Origin of the sequence: Pseudoflavonifractor hominis, from assembly GCF_014288125.1 — a bacterium.
In the GTDB taxonomy this organism is placed as follows: domain Bacteria; phylum Bacillota; class Clostridia; order Oscillospirales; family Oscillospiraceae; genus Pseudoflavonifractor_A; species Pseudoflavonifractor_A gallinarum.
Map to the genome: position 1 here is coordinate 146,988 of NZ_JACOPR010000007.1, position 17,617 is coordinate 164,604.

Annotated in this window: 14 protein-coding genes and 1 pseudogene; all 15 read right to left on the reverse strand. The window is 61.0% G+C overall.

The features are described from left to right. Positions 1-124 precede the first annotated feature (124 nt). Positions 125-940: a hypothetical protein gene (locus tag H8S34_RS11665; protein ID WP_009261389.1), complete on the reverse strand. Its 816-nt coding sequence runs from the start codon at positions 938-940 to the stop codon at positions 125-127. Further along, entirely contained in the window at positions 937-2,295 is a 1,359-nt protein-coding gene (locus tag H8S34_RS11670; protein ID WP_186964057.1) for an ankyrin repeat domain-containing protein, read from the reverse strand. Before H8S34_RS11670 ends, H8S34_RS11665 begins: the two co-directional genes overlap by 4 nt. Beyond that, positions 2,282-2,542, reverse strand: coding sequence for a DUF6103 family protein (locus H8S34_RS11675; RefSeq protein WP_009261625.1), 261 nt, complete (start codon positions 2,540-2,542; stop codon positions 2,282-2,284). Before H8S34_RS11675 ends, H8S34_RS11670 begins: the two co-directional genes overlap by 14 nt. Positions 2,543-2,544: 2 nt before the next feature. Beyond that, entirely contained in the window at positions 2,545-3,144 is a 600-nt protein-coding gene (locus tag H8S34_RS11680; RefSeq protein ID WP_055271887.1) for a hypothetical protein, read from the reverse strand. A gap of 6 nt (positions 3,145-3,150) precedes the next feature. Further along, the gene (locus tag H8S34_RS11685; protein WP_186964058.1) at positions 3,151-4,230 is read right to left on the reverse strand and encodes a M23 family metallopeptidase; all 1,080 of its coding nucleotides are present in this window, start codon (positions 4,228-4,230) and stop codon (positions 3,151-3,153) included. After that, complete coding sequence (locus H8S34_RS11690; protein WP_131972138.1) at positions 4,227-5,018, reverse strand: hypothetical protein; 792 nt, start codon at positions 5,016-5,018, stop codon at positions 4,227-4,229. The genes H8S34_RS11685 and H8S34_RS11690 overlap by 4 nt, the downstream gene beginning before the upstream one ends. Continuing rightward, a complete protein-coding gene (locus H8S34_RS11695; RefSeq protein WP_186964059.1) occupies positions 5,015-6,856 on the reverse strand; it encodes a VirB4 family type IV secretion system protein in 1,842 nt (613 codons plus the stop codon). The genes H8S34_RS11690 and H8S34_RS11695 overlap by 4 nt, the downstream gene beginning before the upstream one ends. Beyond that, the gene (locus tag H8S34_RS11700) at positions 6,849-7,433 is read right to left on the reverse strand and encodes a hypothetical protein (protein ID WP_186964060.1); all 585 of its coding nucleotides are present in this window, start codon (positions 7,431-7,433) and stop codon (positions 6,849-6,851) included. Before H8S34_RS11700 ends, H8S34_RS11695 begins: the two co-directional genes overlap by 8 nt. Beyond that, a complete protein-coding gene (locus H8S34_RS11705) occupies positions 7,426-7,692 on the reverse strand; it encodes a hypothetical protein (protein WP_186964061.1) in 267 nt (88 codons plus the stop codon). Before H8S34_RS11705 ends, H8S34_RS11700 begins: the two co-directional genes overlap by 8 nt. A 59-nt stretch (positions 7,693-7,751) precedes the next feature. After that, complete coding sequence (locus H8S34_RS11710; RefSeq protein WP_186964062.1) at positions 7,752-8,189, reverse strand: hypothetical protein; 438 nt, start codon at positions 8,187-8,189, stop codon at positions 7,752-7,754. A 109-nt stretch (positions 8,190-8,298) separates the two neighbouring features. After that, positions 8,299-9,829, reverse strand: a pseudogene (locus H8S34_RS11715) (DNA cytosine methyltransferase). Continuing rightward, positions 9,826-10,713, reverse strand: coding sequence for a conjugal transfer protein TrbL family protein (locus tag H8S34_RS11720; protein WP_024725202.1), 888 nt, complete (start codon positions 10,711-10,713; stop codon positions 9,826-9,828). Before H8S34_RS11720 ends, H8S34_RS11715 begins: the two are co-directional and overlap by 4 nt. A gap of 14 nt (positions 10,714-10,727) precedes the next feature. Beyond that, positions 10,728-11,069 (reverse strand): DUF3852 domain-containing protein, encoded by a 342-nt coding sequence (locus H8S34_RS11725; protein WP_024725203.1) that lies wholly within the window; start codon positions 11,067-11,069, stop codon positions 10,728-10,730. Between the two features lie 68 nt (positions 11,070-11,137). Further along, the gene (locus H8S34_RS11730; RefSeq protein ID WP_186964063.1) at positions 11,138-16,660 is read right to left on the reverse strand and encodes a SpaA isopeptide-forming pilin-related protein; all 5,523 of its coding nucleotides are present in this window, start codon (positions 16,658-16,660) and stop codon (positions 11,138-11,140) included. 110 nt (positions 16,661-16,770) lie between these two features. Then, positions 16,771-17,589 carry a hypothetical protein gene (locus tag H8S34_RS11735; RefSeq protein ID WP_186964064.1) on the reverse strand — a complete coding sequence of 273 codons (819 nt, stop codon included), beginning with the start codon at positions 17,587-17,589 and terminating at the stop codon, positions 16,771-16,773. Positions 17,590-17,617 lie beyond the last annotated feature (28 nt).

Below are 17,617 nucleotides of genomic sequence, written 5' to 3' on the forward strand. Positions count from 1 at the left end.
AAATCGAACGCCCCAAACCGGGGCGACACCGGCCCCAACGGGGCAGTTTTCTGGCTGGGCGGGGCCCTGGCCCACCCTCTGCCTGAAACCGGCACAAAGGGCGCACACGGGGCCGACGGCGTGCTCACAGTTGGGCCAGACTGGGGGCCTGGCGGGGCTGCGGTTCCTCCACCAGATACCGGGCCCGGAAATCGGCCAGCGCCATGCCGGTCTGCTCCAGGCAGCAGGCGTCCATCTTCTCCAGCAGCACCGTCTGCTCCGATTCGGTCAGCGGATACCGGAAGGCGAACTCATTGCCGTCTTCGCACATCAGGATGACGTCCAGTGCGGAGCATGGCCGGCCGACGTTCAGGTCATAGGCGGCGTACACGTTGAACCAGTCGTCGTTTTCCGCGGTCGCCACGTGGGTGCCAAAGACTGCGTCCGGGTCAAAGGTCACCGGTATATAGAACTGGAGCAGCCCATCGCACTCTGAGAGCTCATCCGCAAAACTCACCTTGTCCACGGGGATGCGGCGCTTCCCAGCCGTGAGCTCCGGCGGCTCCACCTCCTCCTGCACCAGCAGATGGTTGTACTGCTGTGCCAGTGTGCGGCCGGTACGGAGCTGGCAGCAGGCCTCCATCTCCCCGCGCAGGACGTCCCGCTCCGCCCTGTTAAGCGGATACAGGAACGGATGCGCCTTCTTTCCAAAATTCCGGCAGAGGGTTATTTCTATGTGGTCCGCCACATCCTGAAGCGCAAAATCATAGGCAGTATGGAGGTTCAGCCAGTCACACAGTGAACTGGTATCCAGCTCCGGACCAAACACCTCCTGCTGAACTTCTTTGCTGACACAGCCGAGCTGGAAATCCAGCGTGTGGCCGATGCGCAGGATCTCCTCCGGGAACACCAAATCCCCCTGCCGCAGATCCCTGCGGTGGGTCAGTACGGGAACACTCACAGGCTCATCCCTCCCAGTACAGGCCCATTCTGCTCCGGCGCGCTGTTTACCTGGGCCTGCTGTTCCGCCAGGCGGTCCAGGATCTCCTGGGCCTGCGTGTCCAGAAGGACGTTCTGTTTTGCCGCCCACGCCAGGTAGCCGTCCAGCTCCACGCCATTCTCCAGCAGGGCTTCCGCCGCTGACGACGCGTGCTTCCGCAGGCACGCATCCAGGGCTTCATAGTCATCCTGGCGCACCTGGAGCACAGACCGCAGCAGCTCCACCGCCATCCACTCGCTGCCCCTGGCGATCAGAGGCCGCAGAGCGGGCGCGGCGCTGCCCTGCGGCTGGAGCCCCTTCCGGGTCAGGTTGGTGAGGGCGTGCAGGTCACAGGCCCTGGCGGCATCATAGAGCAGACCGATGGGGGCGGCGGCAACCTGCTCTGGTGGAGCCCAGCGTATGAGATCCCTGGCCATGGCGGGGTTTTGCAGGTAGGCATACCGCAGCACCTCACCGGGCAGGGCAGGGAACGGATCGGTCACCTTGTCCATTGTCCGGTCCAGCATCGTCTGCACCCGCTGGAGGTCTCCGGTGTCCACCGCCCGTTTGCAGGCATCCAGCCAGACGTCCTCTGGGTAGGGTGACTTTGTCCCAAGCATCAGTTTGGCCATCCGTCTGCCCACTGGGCCTGGCCTGCCTGCCGCTGCGGCCAGCAGGCTGCCCCGCTCCTCCGGCTTCGTGATCTGGACTGCCAGGGAGGAAAAGGCATAGAGCTCCCCATCCCGGACGGCCAGCAGGGCCCGGTCCGCTGTGCTCATGCGCAGGGGGCGGGCGCCCACCTCGTCCATGTAGGCGGTGATGCTGCCCGCCATGCGGCGCAGGAGCTGTTCGGTACCCGTCATCTGCTCCTCCTGCCGCATCCGCTGTTCCAGCAGCGCGTCCATGAGCACCCGCTGTTCCTTCGGGCTGAGATGGTGCACCACGCCTTCCGCTTTTGTGCCGTCCTCCTGACTCTGGAATCTGGCATAAGCGCCGTGCTCACCGTGAAATGCCTTGGTGATGGCGGAGGAGATGAGGACCATCCGGTCCATATCGGCGCCGCTCTCGCCCAGGGTCTTGCCCGTGGCGAAGCTTTTGATCACAGGCTTGCCGTCCTCCCCATACCACTTCAGGTACACATCCAGGTAAATCCCCTCGCTGTCCCCGTAGTCCGTAGTGCAGAAGAGATCCGCATTCCTGGGGATCACCCTTCTGTCCTCCCAGTCGGCGTCCAGCAGAAAATACTCGTCCGGCAGATAGCCCATGCCCTCCAACCGGTGCTTCAGCTCCTCATAGACCTCCTGTCCAGTGCGGCCGCTCAGTTCAATGGTCTCCATCTGTCGCTTCCTCCTTCTGCATCTGTGTGACCTTGGATGCCGTCGGCCGCCGGGGCCGGTGCCTGTCCGGCCGGCACCGGGCGTCCAGATAGGCCCGGGTTTCGGCCGGGACGTAGGTTTCGTACAGCTCCTCCAGCGCCCGCTGGAGCTCCTTCTGAGGCGTGCGCTTGTTCTTGGCGGCCAGAAAATACCGGAGCGCGTCCAGCCGCTCCGGTTCCATGCTCACCGTCAGTTCTGTTTTTTCCATAGTCAGCTCATGCCTCCCATCGCCTGCATTGTGTTTTTCGGGGCCTCTGATGAAGCTGCCGGTGGCCCGTATTGGGTGTTCCACCGGGCCTCTGCTTCACGCAGATACCGCTCCGCCAGCTCAGGGTGTTCACCCATCAGAGGCTGGACACAGGGGACGCCGTAGTGAGTCTCATGCAAGTCCAAATCATACCGCCCCAATACATAGTGAAGGGGAACATCGTCCATCGGGAAAAAACGTCCCTGTACGGAGCAGGTTTTGCGTTCCGGGTCAATGGACTGGATGACGCCGCCACGGAGGGCAAAGTCTCCAGGACCGCCATAGGGTTCTGTGGCGGCAAAGAGCACCGTGTCTCCCACGGACAGCTCCCTGGACAGCAAAGCGTCCCGCATCTGGTCGATCAGTGACTCGCGGCTTGTGGAGAGCAGCTTGGTCTCCGGAGCCAGCAGGGCCTGTGCCTGCCGGTAAAGTGACGCCGCCTGCTGCTCCGTCACCCCCGGCCTCCATGTACCATCTGTCCGGGTGATCCGTTCGTTGTCCGGCAGCCCCGCCGCCGTTTCATAGGCGGCAATAAGGCAAGCCGTATTCTGGATTGAGTTCATATTCTCTCACTCCTCGTATGATGTGGTTGGCAGGTAGTATCTGGGGTTTGTTCTCTGTCCATTGACGCGCACCTCGAAGTGGAGGTGGGGGCCGGTAGACCGGCCGGTGCTGCCGGACAGAGATATGATATCGCCGGCCTCCACCGTTTGGCCCACCCGCACCAGCAGTTGAGAGTTGTGGGCGTAGAGAGTGGACAGGCCGCTGCCGTGGTCGATCATCACATAGTAACCATAGCTGCTGTGGTACTGGGCGGCGGTGACGGTGCCGGGCAGGGCGGCCCGGACGGGGGTGCCGGTGGGTACCGCCAAATCCATGCCGGTGTGGCCCCGGGTCTCCCCGGTGAAGGGGTCTCTCCGGTAACCAAACTCCGAGGTAACACGGCTCTCCCACCCGGCACCAATGGGGGAGCAGAAGCCGTCCGCCCCGATGAAGGGCACGTCGGCGCCGGGGATCCAGCCCTCCGTGCCGGTGGACACGCCATACTTCACAATGTTGTAGACGCTGTCCGCATTGGCCTGCTGTTCCGGGCTAACCTCCGTCCCTGTAAGCCGCTGGAGGTTCTGCCAGATCTGCTGGAGATCTGAAATCGGGACGGCCATGGTATAAGTCTCCTGGGTCTCCACCTCATTACCCTCCTCATCCACGGTGGTCACCGTACGGGTGCGCTCCTCATAGGTGACAAAGCAATCCACAAAGGTCTGTCCGGCATGGGCTGCCGGGTCATCCGTGCCGAAGTACAGAGCGAAGAACACCGCCTTGACCCGGATGTCATCCAGGCCGTCCCCCTCCTCCATCTGCCCCTCCACGGCCTGCATGGCGGCATCCAGCAGGGCAAAGCTGTCCCGCATCTCCTGGATGTATGCCTGATACTCCGCCGGGGTTCCCTCCGGGACGGCCCCGCCGTGGAAGCACAGATCCACCACAGTGCGGTTGTGCTCCGCCCCTCCTGAGAAGGTGGTGCAGAAGAAGGCCAGAAGGAGAATGATGGGAGAGAGTACGGCTGTCAGCACCCACCCCACGGCTTTCCGGCTTTTTTCATTGGTAAGGATGGACGCGGCAGCCTTGACTAAGATGGCGGGGCTCATGTGATGCACCCCCCGCAGGAACAGGGCAGGTTGTCCTCCGGGAATACCTGGGGGAACGCCAGCTGCCCCTCGTCGTGCTCCAGAAAGTCCCGCCAGGCCCAGTTCCGGCCCAGCCCCTTGATCGTAACTAAATTAGGCCGTGCCCTGTCCTCCATGGCCAGGGCACGGCCTAACAGCTCCGGATATTTATGGTAGAGGGTGCGGATCTCCCGCCGCTTCATGCTGGGGCAGAAGAAGCAGGAGGACTTCCCCGGCAAGGGAAGCCCTGCCTCTTGGATGGCCTGGATACACCTGTCCCGGTCCCAGCCCCACTCCATGAGGGGGTATCCCTTCTGATATTTGCTGTCCGCTTCGTCACGCTCCCGCACCCGCTCCCGACGCTCCGGTTCCCCGGCATCATAGCCGATGAACTTGATCACCCGGCCGCCGCCAGCCCATACCGCCCGGCAGCGGGGATCGTGCCGGCAGAACTTCTCCTGGGGGAAGGCCTTGTGCTTGAGGGAGCACTTTTTGTGGCCATAGGCAATGGAGGGGAGGGAACCGGAGCGGAGGCACTCGTCCTCCAGTGTAAGCCGCCGGCCGGCCCGTGTGGTGTACCACACCCGGGTGATGGGCGGCATCCCGTGCTCCGCCAGCCACCGACCCATAATTTCCAGATAGGCATAGGTGTGGGGCTGTTCCCCGCCGGGGTCCGCGAAGAGGATGAGATCCACCGGGACGCTCCTCTGCCAAAGTCCCACCAGCATGGCGGTGCTGTCAGTCCCAGCGCCGTATCCCACCACGGTCATCCCCCGCCTCCTGTGATCAGCGCGTGCTTGTGGGGCGGGGCATGGACGTCCAGCAGGTTGCGGTCCGCGCCGGACTTGAACAGGCAGACGCCGTTATTGGGGGAACTGATCAGGTCGTACTCGGCGCTCTCCAGCTGGAGGTTATCCATGTAGAACTTCTTGTCCACCTTGCCGCCGTGAAAGAGGAACTGGTGGGTGGGGATGGCAAACAGGGGCCGGGTCAGCTCCCGCACCCCCTGGATATCGAAATCTTCCAGATTTTGACTGGATAGGATCAGGCCGGAATTGCGCTTTCGCACCCGCTTGAGGCAGTTGCGGATGTACTCGATGGTGGTCAGGTTGGACAGCCAGAGGTAGAGCTCGTCCAGGGTGGCTACGGTGTTGCCTTTGGTAAGGAGCTGGTCGCTGAGGTAGGACAGCAGGTTGAACAGCAGGGCGTCCTTGACCGAGGAGTTGGCATGAATCAGATCCTTGACGCCAAACACCAGGAACCTTGCGCTGGTGATGTTCGTGCGGCCGTTGAAGTAGACGCTCTCCGCCCCCCGGCACATGGAGTGGAGCCCCAGCAAGAGTTCCCGCAGCAGCTCCCTGGGATACAGAGGGCTGTCCTCCCGGTCATAGTGTTCATAGGCGTCCTCCAGGACGGCGTACAGATCCTCCGCAATGGGCCAGTCCTCCGGCCCCATGGCCGAGAAGTTTGTCTTGTCCGAAATGCCCCATTTCCGGTACAGCCGCTCCAGCATCAGCTCCAAGGTATCCACCTGTTGGTGGGTGAAGGGCTTGTAGGCCCGGAAAAAGTCCTTGAGGAAGGAGATGTGCTGGGATAGGGGGGATTGCTGGCGGAAGGCATTGGGCACAGTTGGATCGTCATCCCTGTCGTCGCCAACATCCCACCGCTTGGCCTCCAAAAAGTTGATACGGAACTGCCCGCCCATGAGGTCTGCGTAACAGCCGCCCAGCCTGCCGCAGAGCCAGGCCAGCTCCTGCTCCGGGTCCAGGCAAATCACCGTCTTGCCGCTCTCCAGCAGGTTGCAGATGAGCAGCTTGAGCAGGTAGCTCTTGCCCTCGCCGGAGTTGCCCAGGATGAGCACGCTGGAATTGGTCTTGTCCGGTGTGCGGCGGTCCAGATCCAGCAGGATGTCCGAGCCGTAGTGGTCATTGCCGATGTAAAACCCGTGAGGATCGCTGCGGCCGGAGTAGTTGATGGGGTACAGGTTGGCGGTGGAGCTGGCGGGCAGCACCCGCTCAAACTGGGCGCCCAGGGCGTTCCGCCCCGCCGGGTTGGCGGAGAGGAAGCCCTCCCGCTGGCGGAGCAGCAGGGGATCTGCACTGAGCTTGGCCCGGGTGAGCTCGGCGCCCACCTCGTCCCGCAGCAGCCGCAGCTCCTCGGGGGTTTGGGCGGCCAGCTCCAGGAACACGGCGCAGTGGATGAGGGGCTCCCGGTTCTTCCGGGCGCCGGCAATGATGGCGGCCACATCCTGGAGGTTGGCCTCCGCCGTGACACTCCGCTTCAGGTTGTCCTGGCTGCTCCGGTCCAGCCGGTTCTTGTTGACGGCCTTATGGTAGATGGCGTCCTCCTCTGCCGCTGTCACCTGGCGGGCATAGAGATGGAGGGTGACGCCGGCCCGGTTGCAGATGTGGGAGAGCAGGGCCAGCTCCTCGGTGACGGCGGGGTAGCCCCGGAGGGCCAGGACGCAGCGGTACAGCCCGCCCAGTACATAGGAGTCCGTGTTAAACTTCACGGCTGCTGGGGCAATCAGGTCCAGAAAGTCCTTGGACTGGAAGAGCTGCGCTGGTTTTTCCACAGGCTTCCTTTGCTTCCTCTGACTTTTAGCCATGCTCTGTCACCCACCTCTCCCCGTCCACCTGATCAAAGTGTTCGGTCACCATGTCCTGCTGGTAGTACACCGCCAGGATGCGCTTCACATCCTGCTCCCCGGCCAGGCGGACGTGGAAGCCGTGATCCTGGATCTGCTTCTCCAATCGCCGGGGTAGCTCCCGATCCTCTGCGGCCTTGCTGTCCAGCCGGCAGACCAGGACGAACTCCCGGGAGGCGGCGGTGGAGGACTGGCGTGCGTCCAAGTGCTCCATATCCTGCCGGAGCAGCTCCTGCAGGGCGGGAGACGGTTCCTCCTCCAGCCTCCTCTGGTAATACTGCTTGTTTTTTAGAAATGACTCCCTGGAGTCCAGGGCCAGCAGCTCCAGGGATGCCATCCCCTGGAGAAGCCCGGTGAGGGCCCGCACCCGGCCCCGGATGCCCTCCGGGGACAGGATGGACAGATTGTCCGGCCGGAGCAGGTAGAAGAGCAGTTCGTCCCTGCCGCACACCGCGCCGTGCTCCGTCAGATGGGTGACACCCATGAGCTGCCGGGTGGTCTGCCGCTGGCGCAGGAGCTGCTGTTCCTTTCTATTCATTGTTCTGCCCCCATTTATAGTATTGCTGCTGCAGGAACAGGAAGCAGGCCGCCCGCCGCAGGAAGTCCAGGACGCTGGAGCCCTCCACCTGGATGGCGAGGAAGGCGTACAGCACGGTACCCACCAGGGGCAGCATGGTCCCCGTCTGGGCCAGCGCCAATACAGAGAGCAGAAAGGCCACCCCGATAATGGCCACATCCCGCAGCTGCCACAGCCGCAGGGTGGCCTTGGCCTTCAGGTTGTCTGGGTAGATGAACACGAAAACACCTCCAAAACAGGAAGGGACCCAGCCTGTCCGGCCGGATCCCTTCCTGCAGTTTATCCTTCTGTACTGCTTTCTTCCGTATCCTCGTCACATCCATCTGTTTCCCCCTCGGTCTCTGCAACGGCTTCCTCCGGGAGGCGGCCCTCCTGCTCCACGTGCCCCTCGTTGGCGGTATCCCCTGCAGCCTTACATTCCTCCTGGGCCTCCGCCAGGGCCCTGTGGATGCAGTCCAGGAAGAAGGCGTTCTGCTTGATGCCCTTCTCCTGCAGGTAGTCCTTAAATCGCTCGAACAGCTCGCCGGGCACCTGGAATACCACCGTTCTCTTGTCTCCGCTCATCGTAGTTTCCTCCTTCTGATTGTCGTAAAATGTTTGGATCAACCAGGCCATATACTGGCCCAGTGTTTTTCCGGATACCTCCTGCTCCTCCCGCACCCGGGCGTGAAGCCCGGCGGGGATGGGTGCACAGAGGTTCTTCACATTTTCTTCCATGGATTGGCCCCCCTTCTGTTTGGTAACGCAAGTATATCGATCCCGGCGGTAAATAGCCATCACCAACAGCAACAAAGATTTTGCCGGAAAGCAAGCATAAGCAACAATGTCAGCCCCCCTCCGCCGCCCGGGCGATGCCCGCCATGATATACTCCACGCATGGCACTGGGACACTATTACCCAAGGCCTTGTACCGGGCGGAGTCCGAGGCGCCGGGCAGGTCTGTCCACCCATCCGGGAACCCCTGAAGCCGCTCACACTCCAGTGGAGTGAGACGCCGGATCAGGAAAACCGCCAGTGTATCACGGCTTGGCTGGCAGATCAGATCGGTGGCATCCTTCCCCTGACGGGCACTCTGGGTGGAGGCGGTATCGTCCTCTCTGAATTTGTCCACCCGCTGGCGGCGAAAAATGGCGTGCCGGTCCACACTGGTCAGGGTATAGGCCACATCATTTTGGATGCCAATGCCGTTGCCGCCATTGCGGGGCTGCCGGTCAATGGCATTGCCGCAGATACACATAGTCGGCTCCGGCTGGAGGGCCAGAGGCAGGTTGTTGCCTCCGGTACCAGCCCTGGCGGATAGTGTGGGCACGATCGGATGCGGCCCAGTGTATCGGCTGTCAATGCCGTGGTTCTCAAAAACCAGGGGCTGATGCCCGTGCTGTTGTGCCCGCAGGGTTCCGGTCTTATCTTCAGTGCAGTCCATGACGCTGCCGCCCTGGTCGTTGAGGCAGAGCACGGAGGGCATGCGGTTGCCGCTCTGGCCGGCCTTCAGGGTGGGCGCCGCACGCTCCGAGTATCCAATACTGCCCGCGCTGGCCCCCGCCCCGGCGGAAAACCCGGCTGTAATATCCCGGGTATCCGCCAGGCCGCACTCATCCCAGGCGGCCAGCCCCGCCTGCACCAGGAGGGCCGCATGGAGCTGGGGCGGGAGAGGCTTGCCCCGCTCCTTCGCCCTGCGCAGAATGCCCAGGCAGGCTCTCCTGGTCAAATAGTATTTTCGGGGCGGATTGTCCTGCAAAATCAGCGACAAGGAACACCCTGCGTCTCCGCTGGGGGGTGCCGGGCCAGTATTGAGCGTCGAAGACCTTCCACGCCAGGGAGAATGCAGCTCCCACTCGTAATTTCCCAGCAGGTTGCCAGCCCCAGGGGTGAGGTCGAGTGAAAGGTATGGAATTGCCTGCAATTCCGGCGATCTGTTCCAGGACGAACCGGAAGTCCTCCCCTTTAGGGAAGCCGCTGCTGAACACGCCGGGGACATTCTCCCAGCAGAACCATCTGGGGCGAACAGACTTGCCTGTCCGCCCTCGTCGTATATCCGCATCCCGCATCTCCTTTGTCACCCGGATCTGCTCCAGGAACAGCCCGGACCGTGCGCCGGCCAGTCCGGCGCGGGTACAGGATGCCACGGATAAGTCCTGACAGGGTGAGCCGCCGCAGATAATGTCCACCGGCGGCAGCTTCGCCCCGTCCAGCCTGGTGATATCCCCCATATGGAGCGTCTCCGGGAAATGATGTTTCGTGACTTGAATGGGGAAGGGCTCAATCTCGCTGGCCCACAGTGGGGTGATCCCCTGCCGTATGGCGGCCAGCGGAAAGCCGCCGATGCCGTCAAACAAGCTTCCGAGGGTAAGGGTCATTTTACCGCCTGGACAATGGTGCGGGTGGTATTGACGGCAGCCTGGGCGGTGTAGACGGCGCTCATGATATTGGCTCTGGTGGTGGTGTCCAGGCCGAAGGCCCCGGCGATGCGGGGCACCTCTCCGGCGGCCAGCATGAGGCCAAGCCCCAGGAGGGCTTTGTCGCTGAACACCATAAGCCCCGCCACCAGAATGGTGGCCTGGAGGAAGGCGCTGAGACACAGGCCAATGACCTGCTTGCACCACTGGGTGAAGCCGTCCGTATAGCCCCGGGGGATGGAGAACATGTACAGGGAGCCCACCGCGATCTGGATGAGCAGGATGCCGCCCCGTTTCAAGTTTGAGAAGAACACCTTGATTACCGCATAGGCCATGAAGATCATGGCGAAGAGGAGCATGATGGGGTTGGTACCCAGGCCCCATTTGGCCTGGGCCGCGATATCCGTCAGGCCAGCCCCCTCAAGGCCTGTGAGGATTTCATTGCCCAGCTCCCCGATGCTCTTTCCCGCCCCTGTGATTTCCATGGCGAAGGTACCCTGGAGGGAGACGGAGAGGGCGTACAGCCGAACGGGCACAGTGGTGAACAGGCTGACGGCAAAGAAGCCCTTGAGGGCGTTGAGGGCGGGCTGCTGGAGATTGCCCCGGCCAGATGCGTACTCAATGCCGCACTCAAAGGCAGATACCACCACGCTGACGGCAAAGAGGGCCCAGCCCAGTTGGGAGAAGAAGCGCACCACTGACCGCACCCAGGAGAGGTCAAACAGCTCCACCCCCATGTTTCCCATCTGGGCGAAGAAGGCGCCCAGGAAGCCCACCATCTGGCTGTAAAACCAGTCCAGGATGGACTCCATCACCGGATTGGCCACAAAGTCCCAAATAAACACTCGCCTTCACCGCCTCAGATGCCTACGATATTCCAGATGTAATTGGGGGCCAGCAGCACGAAGATCAGGCAGACGAACAGGATGGCCGCCCCCGTCCACTCAAACTGGCCGTGCTTGCGATAGTCGAAGAAGCACAGTGCCACCTTGACAAAGAATGCAATCCCCAGCACCATGGTGAGGGCGGGGAACACCACAGTATCCACCACGGTCTTAATCTGGCCGGCGGCATCCGTCCAGGTCTGCTCCACGGCGTCCGCCACATTGCCGGCGGAGGAGGCGAAGGCCGGGACCATGCACAGGGCGGCCACCGTCAGGGCCAGGAGCAGCACCCGGATGCCCTTTTTTCTGATACTCATTCTGACACCTCCATAAAATTGGAGGGTCGCCCGACTGGGGCGGCCCTTCTAACGATAGTTTGCTGGAATCAATAGCCGGTGCGGGGCAGGGGCTCGGCGGGCTTGTAGACCTTGGTCACCCACCGGGAGGTGGCCATAATCCACTGGCCGTTGTACACGCCGCCCACATCCGCCTGGTTGACGAATTGGCTGCCACCGGTAAGCCAGGCGTAGACGGTGGCATAGACCTGGGGCGCCTCCACCTGCCGGAAGTTGGCGGGCACCACGCCGAAGGACACCATGAATTCGGTGACGTACTCGTTGGAGGCCAGGCCCAGGGCGGCCCTGGAGGCGTCCAATACATAGTTCTGCTGGGTGCTCAGGTTGTCCGCCAAGGTGCGCCAAGTGCCGCCACTCAGGTTGGTCTTGTAGACCACCTTATAATTGCCCGGCACGTTGTAGGTGCCAGTGACAATCTTGTCCAGCCGCACCGCCTGGCCGGGCAGAGTGTCTCGCCAATAGAACGATGTAAGGCTGGTGGTGGAGTTGTTGCCGATGCCTCCGAAATCGTAGCGGATCTGTTGGCCGGGCATGACCTCCACATAGCCGGTTTTTTGGATGCTTACATTGGTGTAGAGGCCCTTGTTGGTCATGGCTGCCTTTACGATCTGCCCTTCAAACTCAATCTCCACCTCGATGGGGGTCTTGTCCAGGCCGTAAAAGTCTGCGGCCTTGGATTCCACGATTTTGTAGCGGCCCAGGGGGAGAGGCCGGGAGGATGCAACGCCGTTCTTGTCCGTCTCAACCGTATCGACCAAGTTGCCGGTCCGGGCGTTGTAGATCTCAAACTCTGTGCCGGGGATGGGGGTGCCGGCGGGCCAGCCGTTGACACTGTTGTAGTCCGCGGAGGTCTTTGTTATCTGGATCTGTCCAGTGATGGGGGTGTTCTCCCACTCCACCTCGGTGGTCTCCCCAGACTCCACATAGACGGTCTTTTTCTCCGTGTCAGGAACATAGCCCTCATTCTCTAACTCTCTGAGATAATACCGCCCGGCCTCCAGACCCTCGATCAGTACATACCCCTCGTTATCCGAAGTGTACTGGCCAACGGGGGTGTTGGTGCTGTCATAGAGGATAAACGGCACCCCATAGATGCCCTCGCCGGTGGCGCTGTCCGTCTTGTGGATGAGGATGGCGCTGACCGGCGTATTCTCCACCTGGAGGGTGGTTGTCTCCCCGTTCTCCACCTCGAAATAGTGGGGCGTATCGTCCATGTGGAAGCCTTCCGCGCTCTCGGTTTCCACGGCATAGTACGATCCATTCTCCAGGGACAGGAACACCCGGCCGTTTCGGTCTGTTGTCACGGTACCCACCAGGGCGTCGTCCATACGGCGGATTTCAAATGTAGTGTTGGGAATCCGCTCCTTGGTGTCATCCGCGTTGACCTTGATCAGCTCCAAGCCGCCCACAGGGTCGTTATACACCGTGATGGTCTGGGTGTCGTTGGGGTTGATGACCACCGTTTGGGTACGGGTCTCCTCATGGATGGTATAACCCTCGATGGTCTTGGTTTCCGTGATGATGAATGTCCCCACCAAACCGTCAATGATGATCTGGCCGTTTTCATCGGTGCGGTAGAGGCCCATGCTGGAGGTCATGCCGCCGTTGTCGTCCACCACCGTGCCGTCCGCCTCGGTGATGGCAAACTCTACCCCCTCCAGGGGCTCATGGGTGACGGAATCCAGCTTGTTGATGACAAGGCCGCCCTTGGGGGTGTTGGTGATGACCACCGTTTGGGTGTCTCCACCCTCCCCGATGACTACATTGGTGGAGGGGGCATCCATGACGTACCCCTGGGGCGCCTTGATCTCCGTGAGCACGTATGCGCCGGGGGCCAGATTGGTGATGCGGATCTCACCGCTGCTGTCAGTGGTAAACACCCCGTTCTGGGTCAGGGTGCTGTCACCGATCACCCCGTCCAGGCCCACTTCGCACCCCGACGCGGTCGTGACGCGGAACTGGGCGCCGGCCAAGGGCTGACCGGTCACGCTGTCCCGTTTCTGGATAATTAGGGCCCCATGGGGTTCATTTTTGAAGGTAAGGGAAACGGTGCGGCCCGCCTGGATTTGGATGGTCTGGGATTGGGTGTCGATCTCGTATCCGGCCGGGGCTCTCGTCTCCGTGACAATGACGCTTTTGCCCGGCTCCAGGCCGTCAATACGGATTTCGCCATTTTCGTCGGTGACAAAAATCCCGTTGCTATCTCCGATCATGGTGCCGTCCGCATAGGTGATTTTGAACTCAGCATCAGGCAGGGTCACGCTGGGGTTGGCCGAGCACACCTTACGGATGAGCAGATTCCCGTCCGGCATGTTTTCAAAGCGGACAGTGATGACACTCTGCTCCCCGTTGTCTGCCAGGTAGACGGTCTCGGAGGACTGGATGATGCTGTACCCCTCCGCCGGATCCACCTCCTCCACGATGTACGATCCTGGCTTCAGGCCCGTCCAGATGGCCATGCCGTTGGAGCCGGTCACCTTCTGGCCGATCACCGTGCCGCCGGTACCGGAGGCGCCGCCCAGGTAGCGGAGCTGGAAGGTGGCCCCACCCAGGGCTTCACCGGTGACACTGTCATATTTCTCCACCACAATGGCGTTGAGGGGCACATTTTGGAAGGTCACCGTCCTGTCCCTGCCGCCGGTGATGTAGAACTCCTGGGTGGCGGGTTCTTTGATGGTGAAGCCAGGGGCGGGTTCCAGCTCCGTCACCTTGTACCAGCCGTCCCGCAGGCCCTCCAGCACGATCTGGCCGCTGGCGTCGGTGAAGTAGGTCCCCAGGTCGTTGAGCTCGCCGGTGTCGGTGCCATTGCTGCCGTACCAGACCTGAAATTTGGCCCCCTGGATGGGGCTGCCGGTGATGCTGTCTACCTTCTGGATAGTCAGGGTGGGCTTTTTGTGGTTCTCGAAGTAGACGGTGTGGTTCCGGTTGGGATAGAGGGTGACCATCTGGCTGGGGGCATCCAGCAGATAGGGGGCGGGTACAGATTTCTCCGTGACCTCATAAACTCCGGGCAGCAAATTTTCCAGGGTGGCCGTGCCGTCTGCCCTGGTCTTGATTTCATCCACGCTGTGGCCGTCCGCCGCCTTGACGGTGAACACGGCCCCCGCCACGGGTGCGCCGGTGTCGGCATCCCGCTTCACCACCGTCAGGTTGGGGCGGATGTCGTTCTCTAGGATGATCGTGGAGGTCTTGCCGGGGAAGAGCTCCACATGGTACTCCACCGAGTCGATGATGTGGTCTGAAACCGTATCCAGCTCCTTGACCGAATACACCCCTGGCTCCAGGCCGGAAATCAGGATTTCGCCATTTTCATCAGTGGTGCGATCCAAGTAGTGCGAACCATCCTCAATCCTGGCGATGCGGAAGGTCACCCCAGCCAGCCGGGAACCGTCCGCACTCAGCTTGATGAGGTGCAGGGAGGGCTGGATGGAGTTGGTGAACACAAACCGGGCTGTCTGGTTGGCCTCCAGATGGATAATGCGCTGGGCCTCATCGATGATGTAGCCGGGGCACTCCAGCTCGGTGACCACATAAGCCCCGGTGGGCAGCTCAGACAGGTCGATTTCGCCGTTTTGGTCGGTGGTGAACTCCGCCGGGCCCCACGAACCGTCTACCGCCTCAATGCGGAACTTGGCGTTGGGGATCACCTTGGAGGGGTTGGCGCTGTCCACCTTGACCAGCCAGATGCCGGGCTTCTGATCGTTGAAAAAGTATAGCTCTTTGATGCCGTCCCCGGCGGAGAGTTCGATCTCCTGGGGCGTGGAATCCACCAGATGTCCACTATCCCCAGTGTCCACCTCCTGGACGCGGTAGGTGCCCGGCCGGCAGTCCGTCAGCAGGATTTCTCCCAAAGCGTCTGTCTCATAGTCCCCCAGCAGCTCCCCATCCCGCCAGATGCGGAAGGTGACGCCGGACATGGTCTCATGGCTCTCTCGGTCGTACTTGATAATCTTCAGGCCGGGCAGGGCCTCGTTCTTCAGGGTGTAGGTGACGCAGTCCCCTGCCACCACAGTGGTGGTATAGGTCTGGGGATCCCGCTCCCACCCCTCCGGGGCGGACAGTTCCCGGATTTCGTATGCCCCCGGCTTCAGCTTCGTGAAGGTATAGGAACCTCCGGTGCCGGTGGTACCGGTATAGGTCGCGCCGCTCTCAATGTGCTTGATCTGAATCCGTGCCCCGGCCAGGCTGGCTCCGGTGGCCTCGTCAATCTTCTCAATCCGCAGATCGCCATAGGGTTCGTTTTCAAAGGCGACTTCGGCCACCTCACCATACTTCACAGTGACCTGCTTGACCGGCTCCTCGTCCAGCAGATGATACTCCGGGGGTACCCGCTCATAGATGGTGTAATTGCCCACTTCGGTGAGAGGGATAGTGATGGAACCGGATTCCGGCGTGGTGTAGACGCCGATGGTGTCCCCGTCCGGGCCCACCACCTCGAAGGTGGCGCCTGATAGGGTGACAGTGGTGCCCGCCTCATACTTGGTGATCTTGAGGGCGGTTTCGCTGGGAGGGGGCGTAGGCTCGTCTGGGTCATCCGGCTCGTCGGTATCCGAATAGTTAGAGATGGCGTTTCGCAGCAGGCTGGTTTGGGGATCGGTATCGCAAAGATAGCTCTGGAGCTTGCCGTATTCATCCGTTTCCTGGCAGAGGGCATAATAAACGGCGTAGCGGTAGACATCAGCAGAAAGGGTAAGCTGGACGCTGCCGCTCCGTCCCTCCACGCTGGCCGCCGGATACAGCACCTTAAATTGTCCACTGTAGCCGTCTCCGGTATTGGAGACCTTGACCTGGGTAATATCCTGTCCGTTCATGTCTGTAATTCTGGTGCCATCAGGTACGTCACCGGGATTTTGAAACTGGATATTGACGATATGGTTTACCACCCAAGTATCCGAGGTGGCAGTAAATACCTGCTGGAGATATGCTTCTCCGTCAAGGGTGACAGGGTACGCCTGCTCCCGGTCTGGAGTGACCGTAATTTGGGGTTCAGCCACATGATCCCAGGTCATGCCTTGGGTATAAATCCTGGTTGTGGCATCCAGAAGCTTTTCTCCAATTGTGCGTTCTGAGCCGGTAAGGCCGGGGGCCACGGTGATGTCGTTGATGTCCCACTCGGGGATCAGGTAACACCACAGGGCAATCTTGCCGGCGTAAAAGGCCTGATATTTGTTATCCAGCCCCAGTTCCTCCAAGGAGCGGTGGGGGTACATATTGGCAATCAGCCCCACTACCTTGGGATCGCTGGCCTTCTCCTCAGCCAGATAACGGATACTCTCCCCCTCGGGAACCGTTTGGGGTACGCCGTACTGGTTGGGGTTGACACAGTATGCCGGGATCTCCTGTTGCTTGCCCTGCGCATTTTCATATAAAAAGTAGGTATAAGATTGGGTCTGCACCTTGCCATTGACAGCCAGATAGTTCATGGAATATCCGCCGCTATAAATGTCCAGTTCGCCCAAAGCCTCTTCCGGAGTAGATGCCGCAACAGCGGATAAAGGCAGCATGCCTATGATTAGGACAGCTGTCAGCAGGAGCGATATTACTTTTTTCACAATATTTCCTCCTCGGTGGATTTAAACAAAGTAAAAAACGCCCCGAAACGGTTCGTGATTGGCCGTTTCGGAGCGGTAACACATCGTTTTGCTATTTTTGCTATGGGTGGTTACATGCCCATTACATTGTATTCGGTATAGAGGTATTTCCCATTTTTATAGACATCCCATGCCTCCACCTCAAACCGGGCCATTGGGGCGGAGTAGAAGACGCGGGTGAGCTGTTCGTCCCGCCAAGGCCAGAACGTCTGCACACCGCTGGACTCTGTAATCCCCATAGACAGGCGTAAGATGGGATCCCCCTTAGAGTTGAGCTTAAGGGTTCCAGCCTCCCATAAGTCCGGGCAGTTAGGTACGGCATTATACAAGGTATACAGCATCCGCCGGGTCTCATAGAGGTTCAGGATATGAAGTCTATCCCCAGTTTGGCTCTGGAAACGCAACACCTTCACTTCCGGCAGCTCCAGCTCTGGGAACTGGTTCCAGTCACAAGTCGGCGTGGGCAGCGGGGCCAGGGGCTCCCATAACTTCAGATCGGTAATCTCATAGGTGGTACCGTCATCGCAGAGCACCTTGTCTCCCTCCTGTAACCGGAGGGGCTCGTCCGACTGGGGGATGACGACCACCCCGGAGGGGGCGGGCGCCGCGCTTTCCTCTGTGTAAGGGGAGCTGGTGTCTACCAGGACACGGTTGGCGCCCTGGTCATACGCCACGCCGAAGTCTACCGCCCGGCCGACATCCCGGAGCTGCACATAGTTGTGGCCGTGGATGACATACGCTTCCAGATCCACCTGTTTCCCGTCCACATAGAAGGTTTGGGTGCTTGGGGCTGCAGTGAGGGCAGCCACCCCCGCCGATGCTGGCCCTGCCAGGGCCGCGCCGGCCAAGGCACCTGCCAATACTGCTGGAATAAGCTGTTTCCTTTTCATACGGTTGACCTCCTTCTTTCCTCTGCTG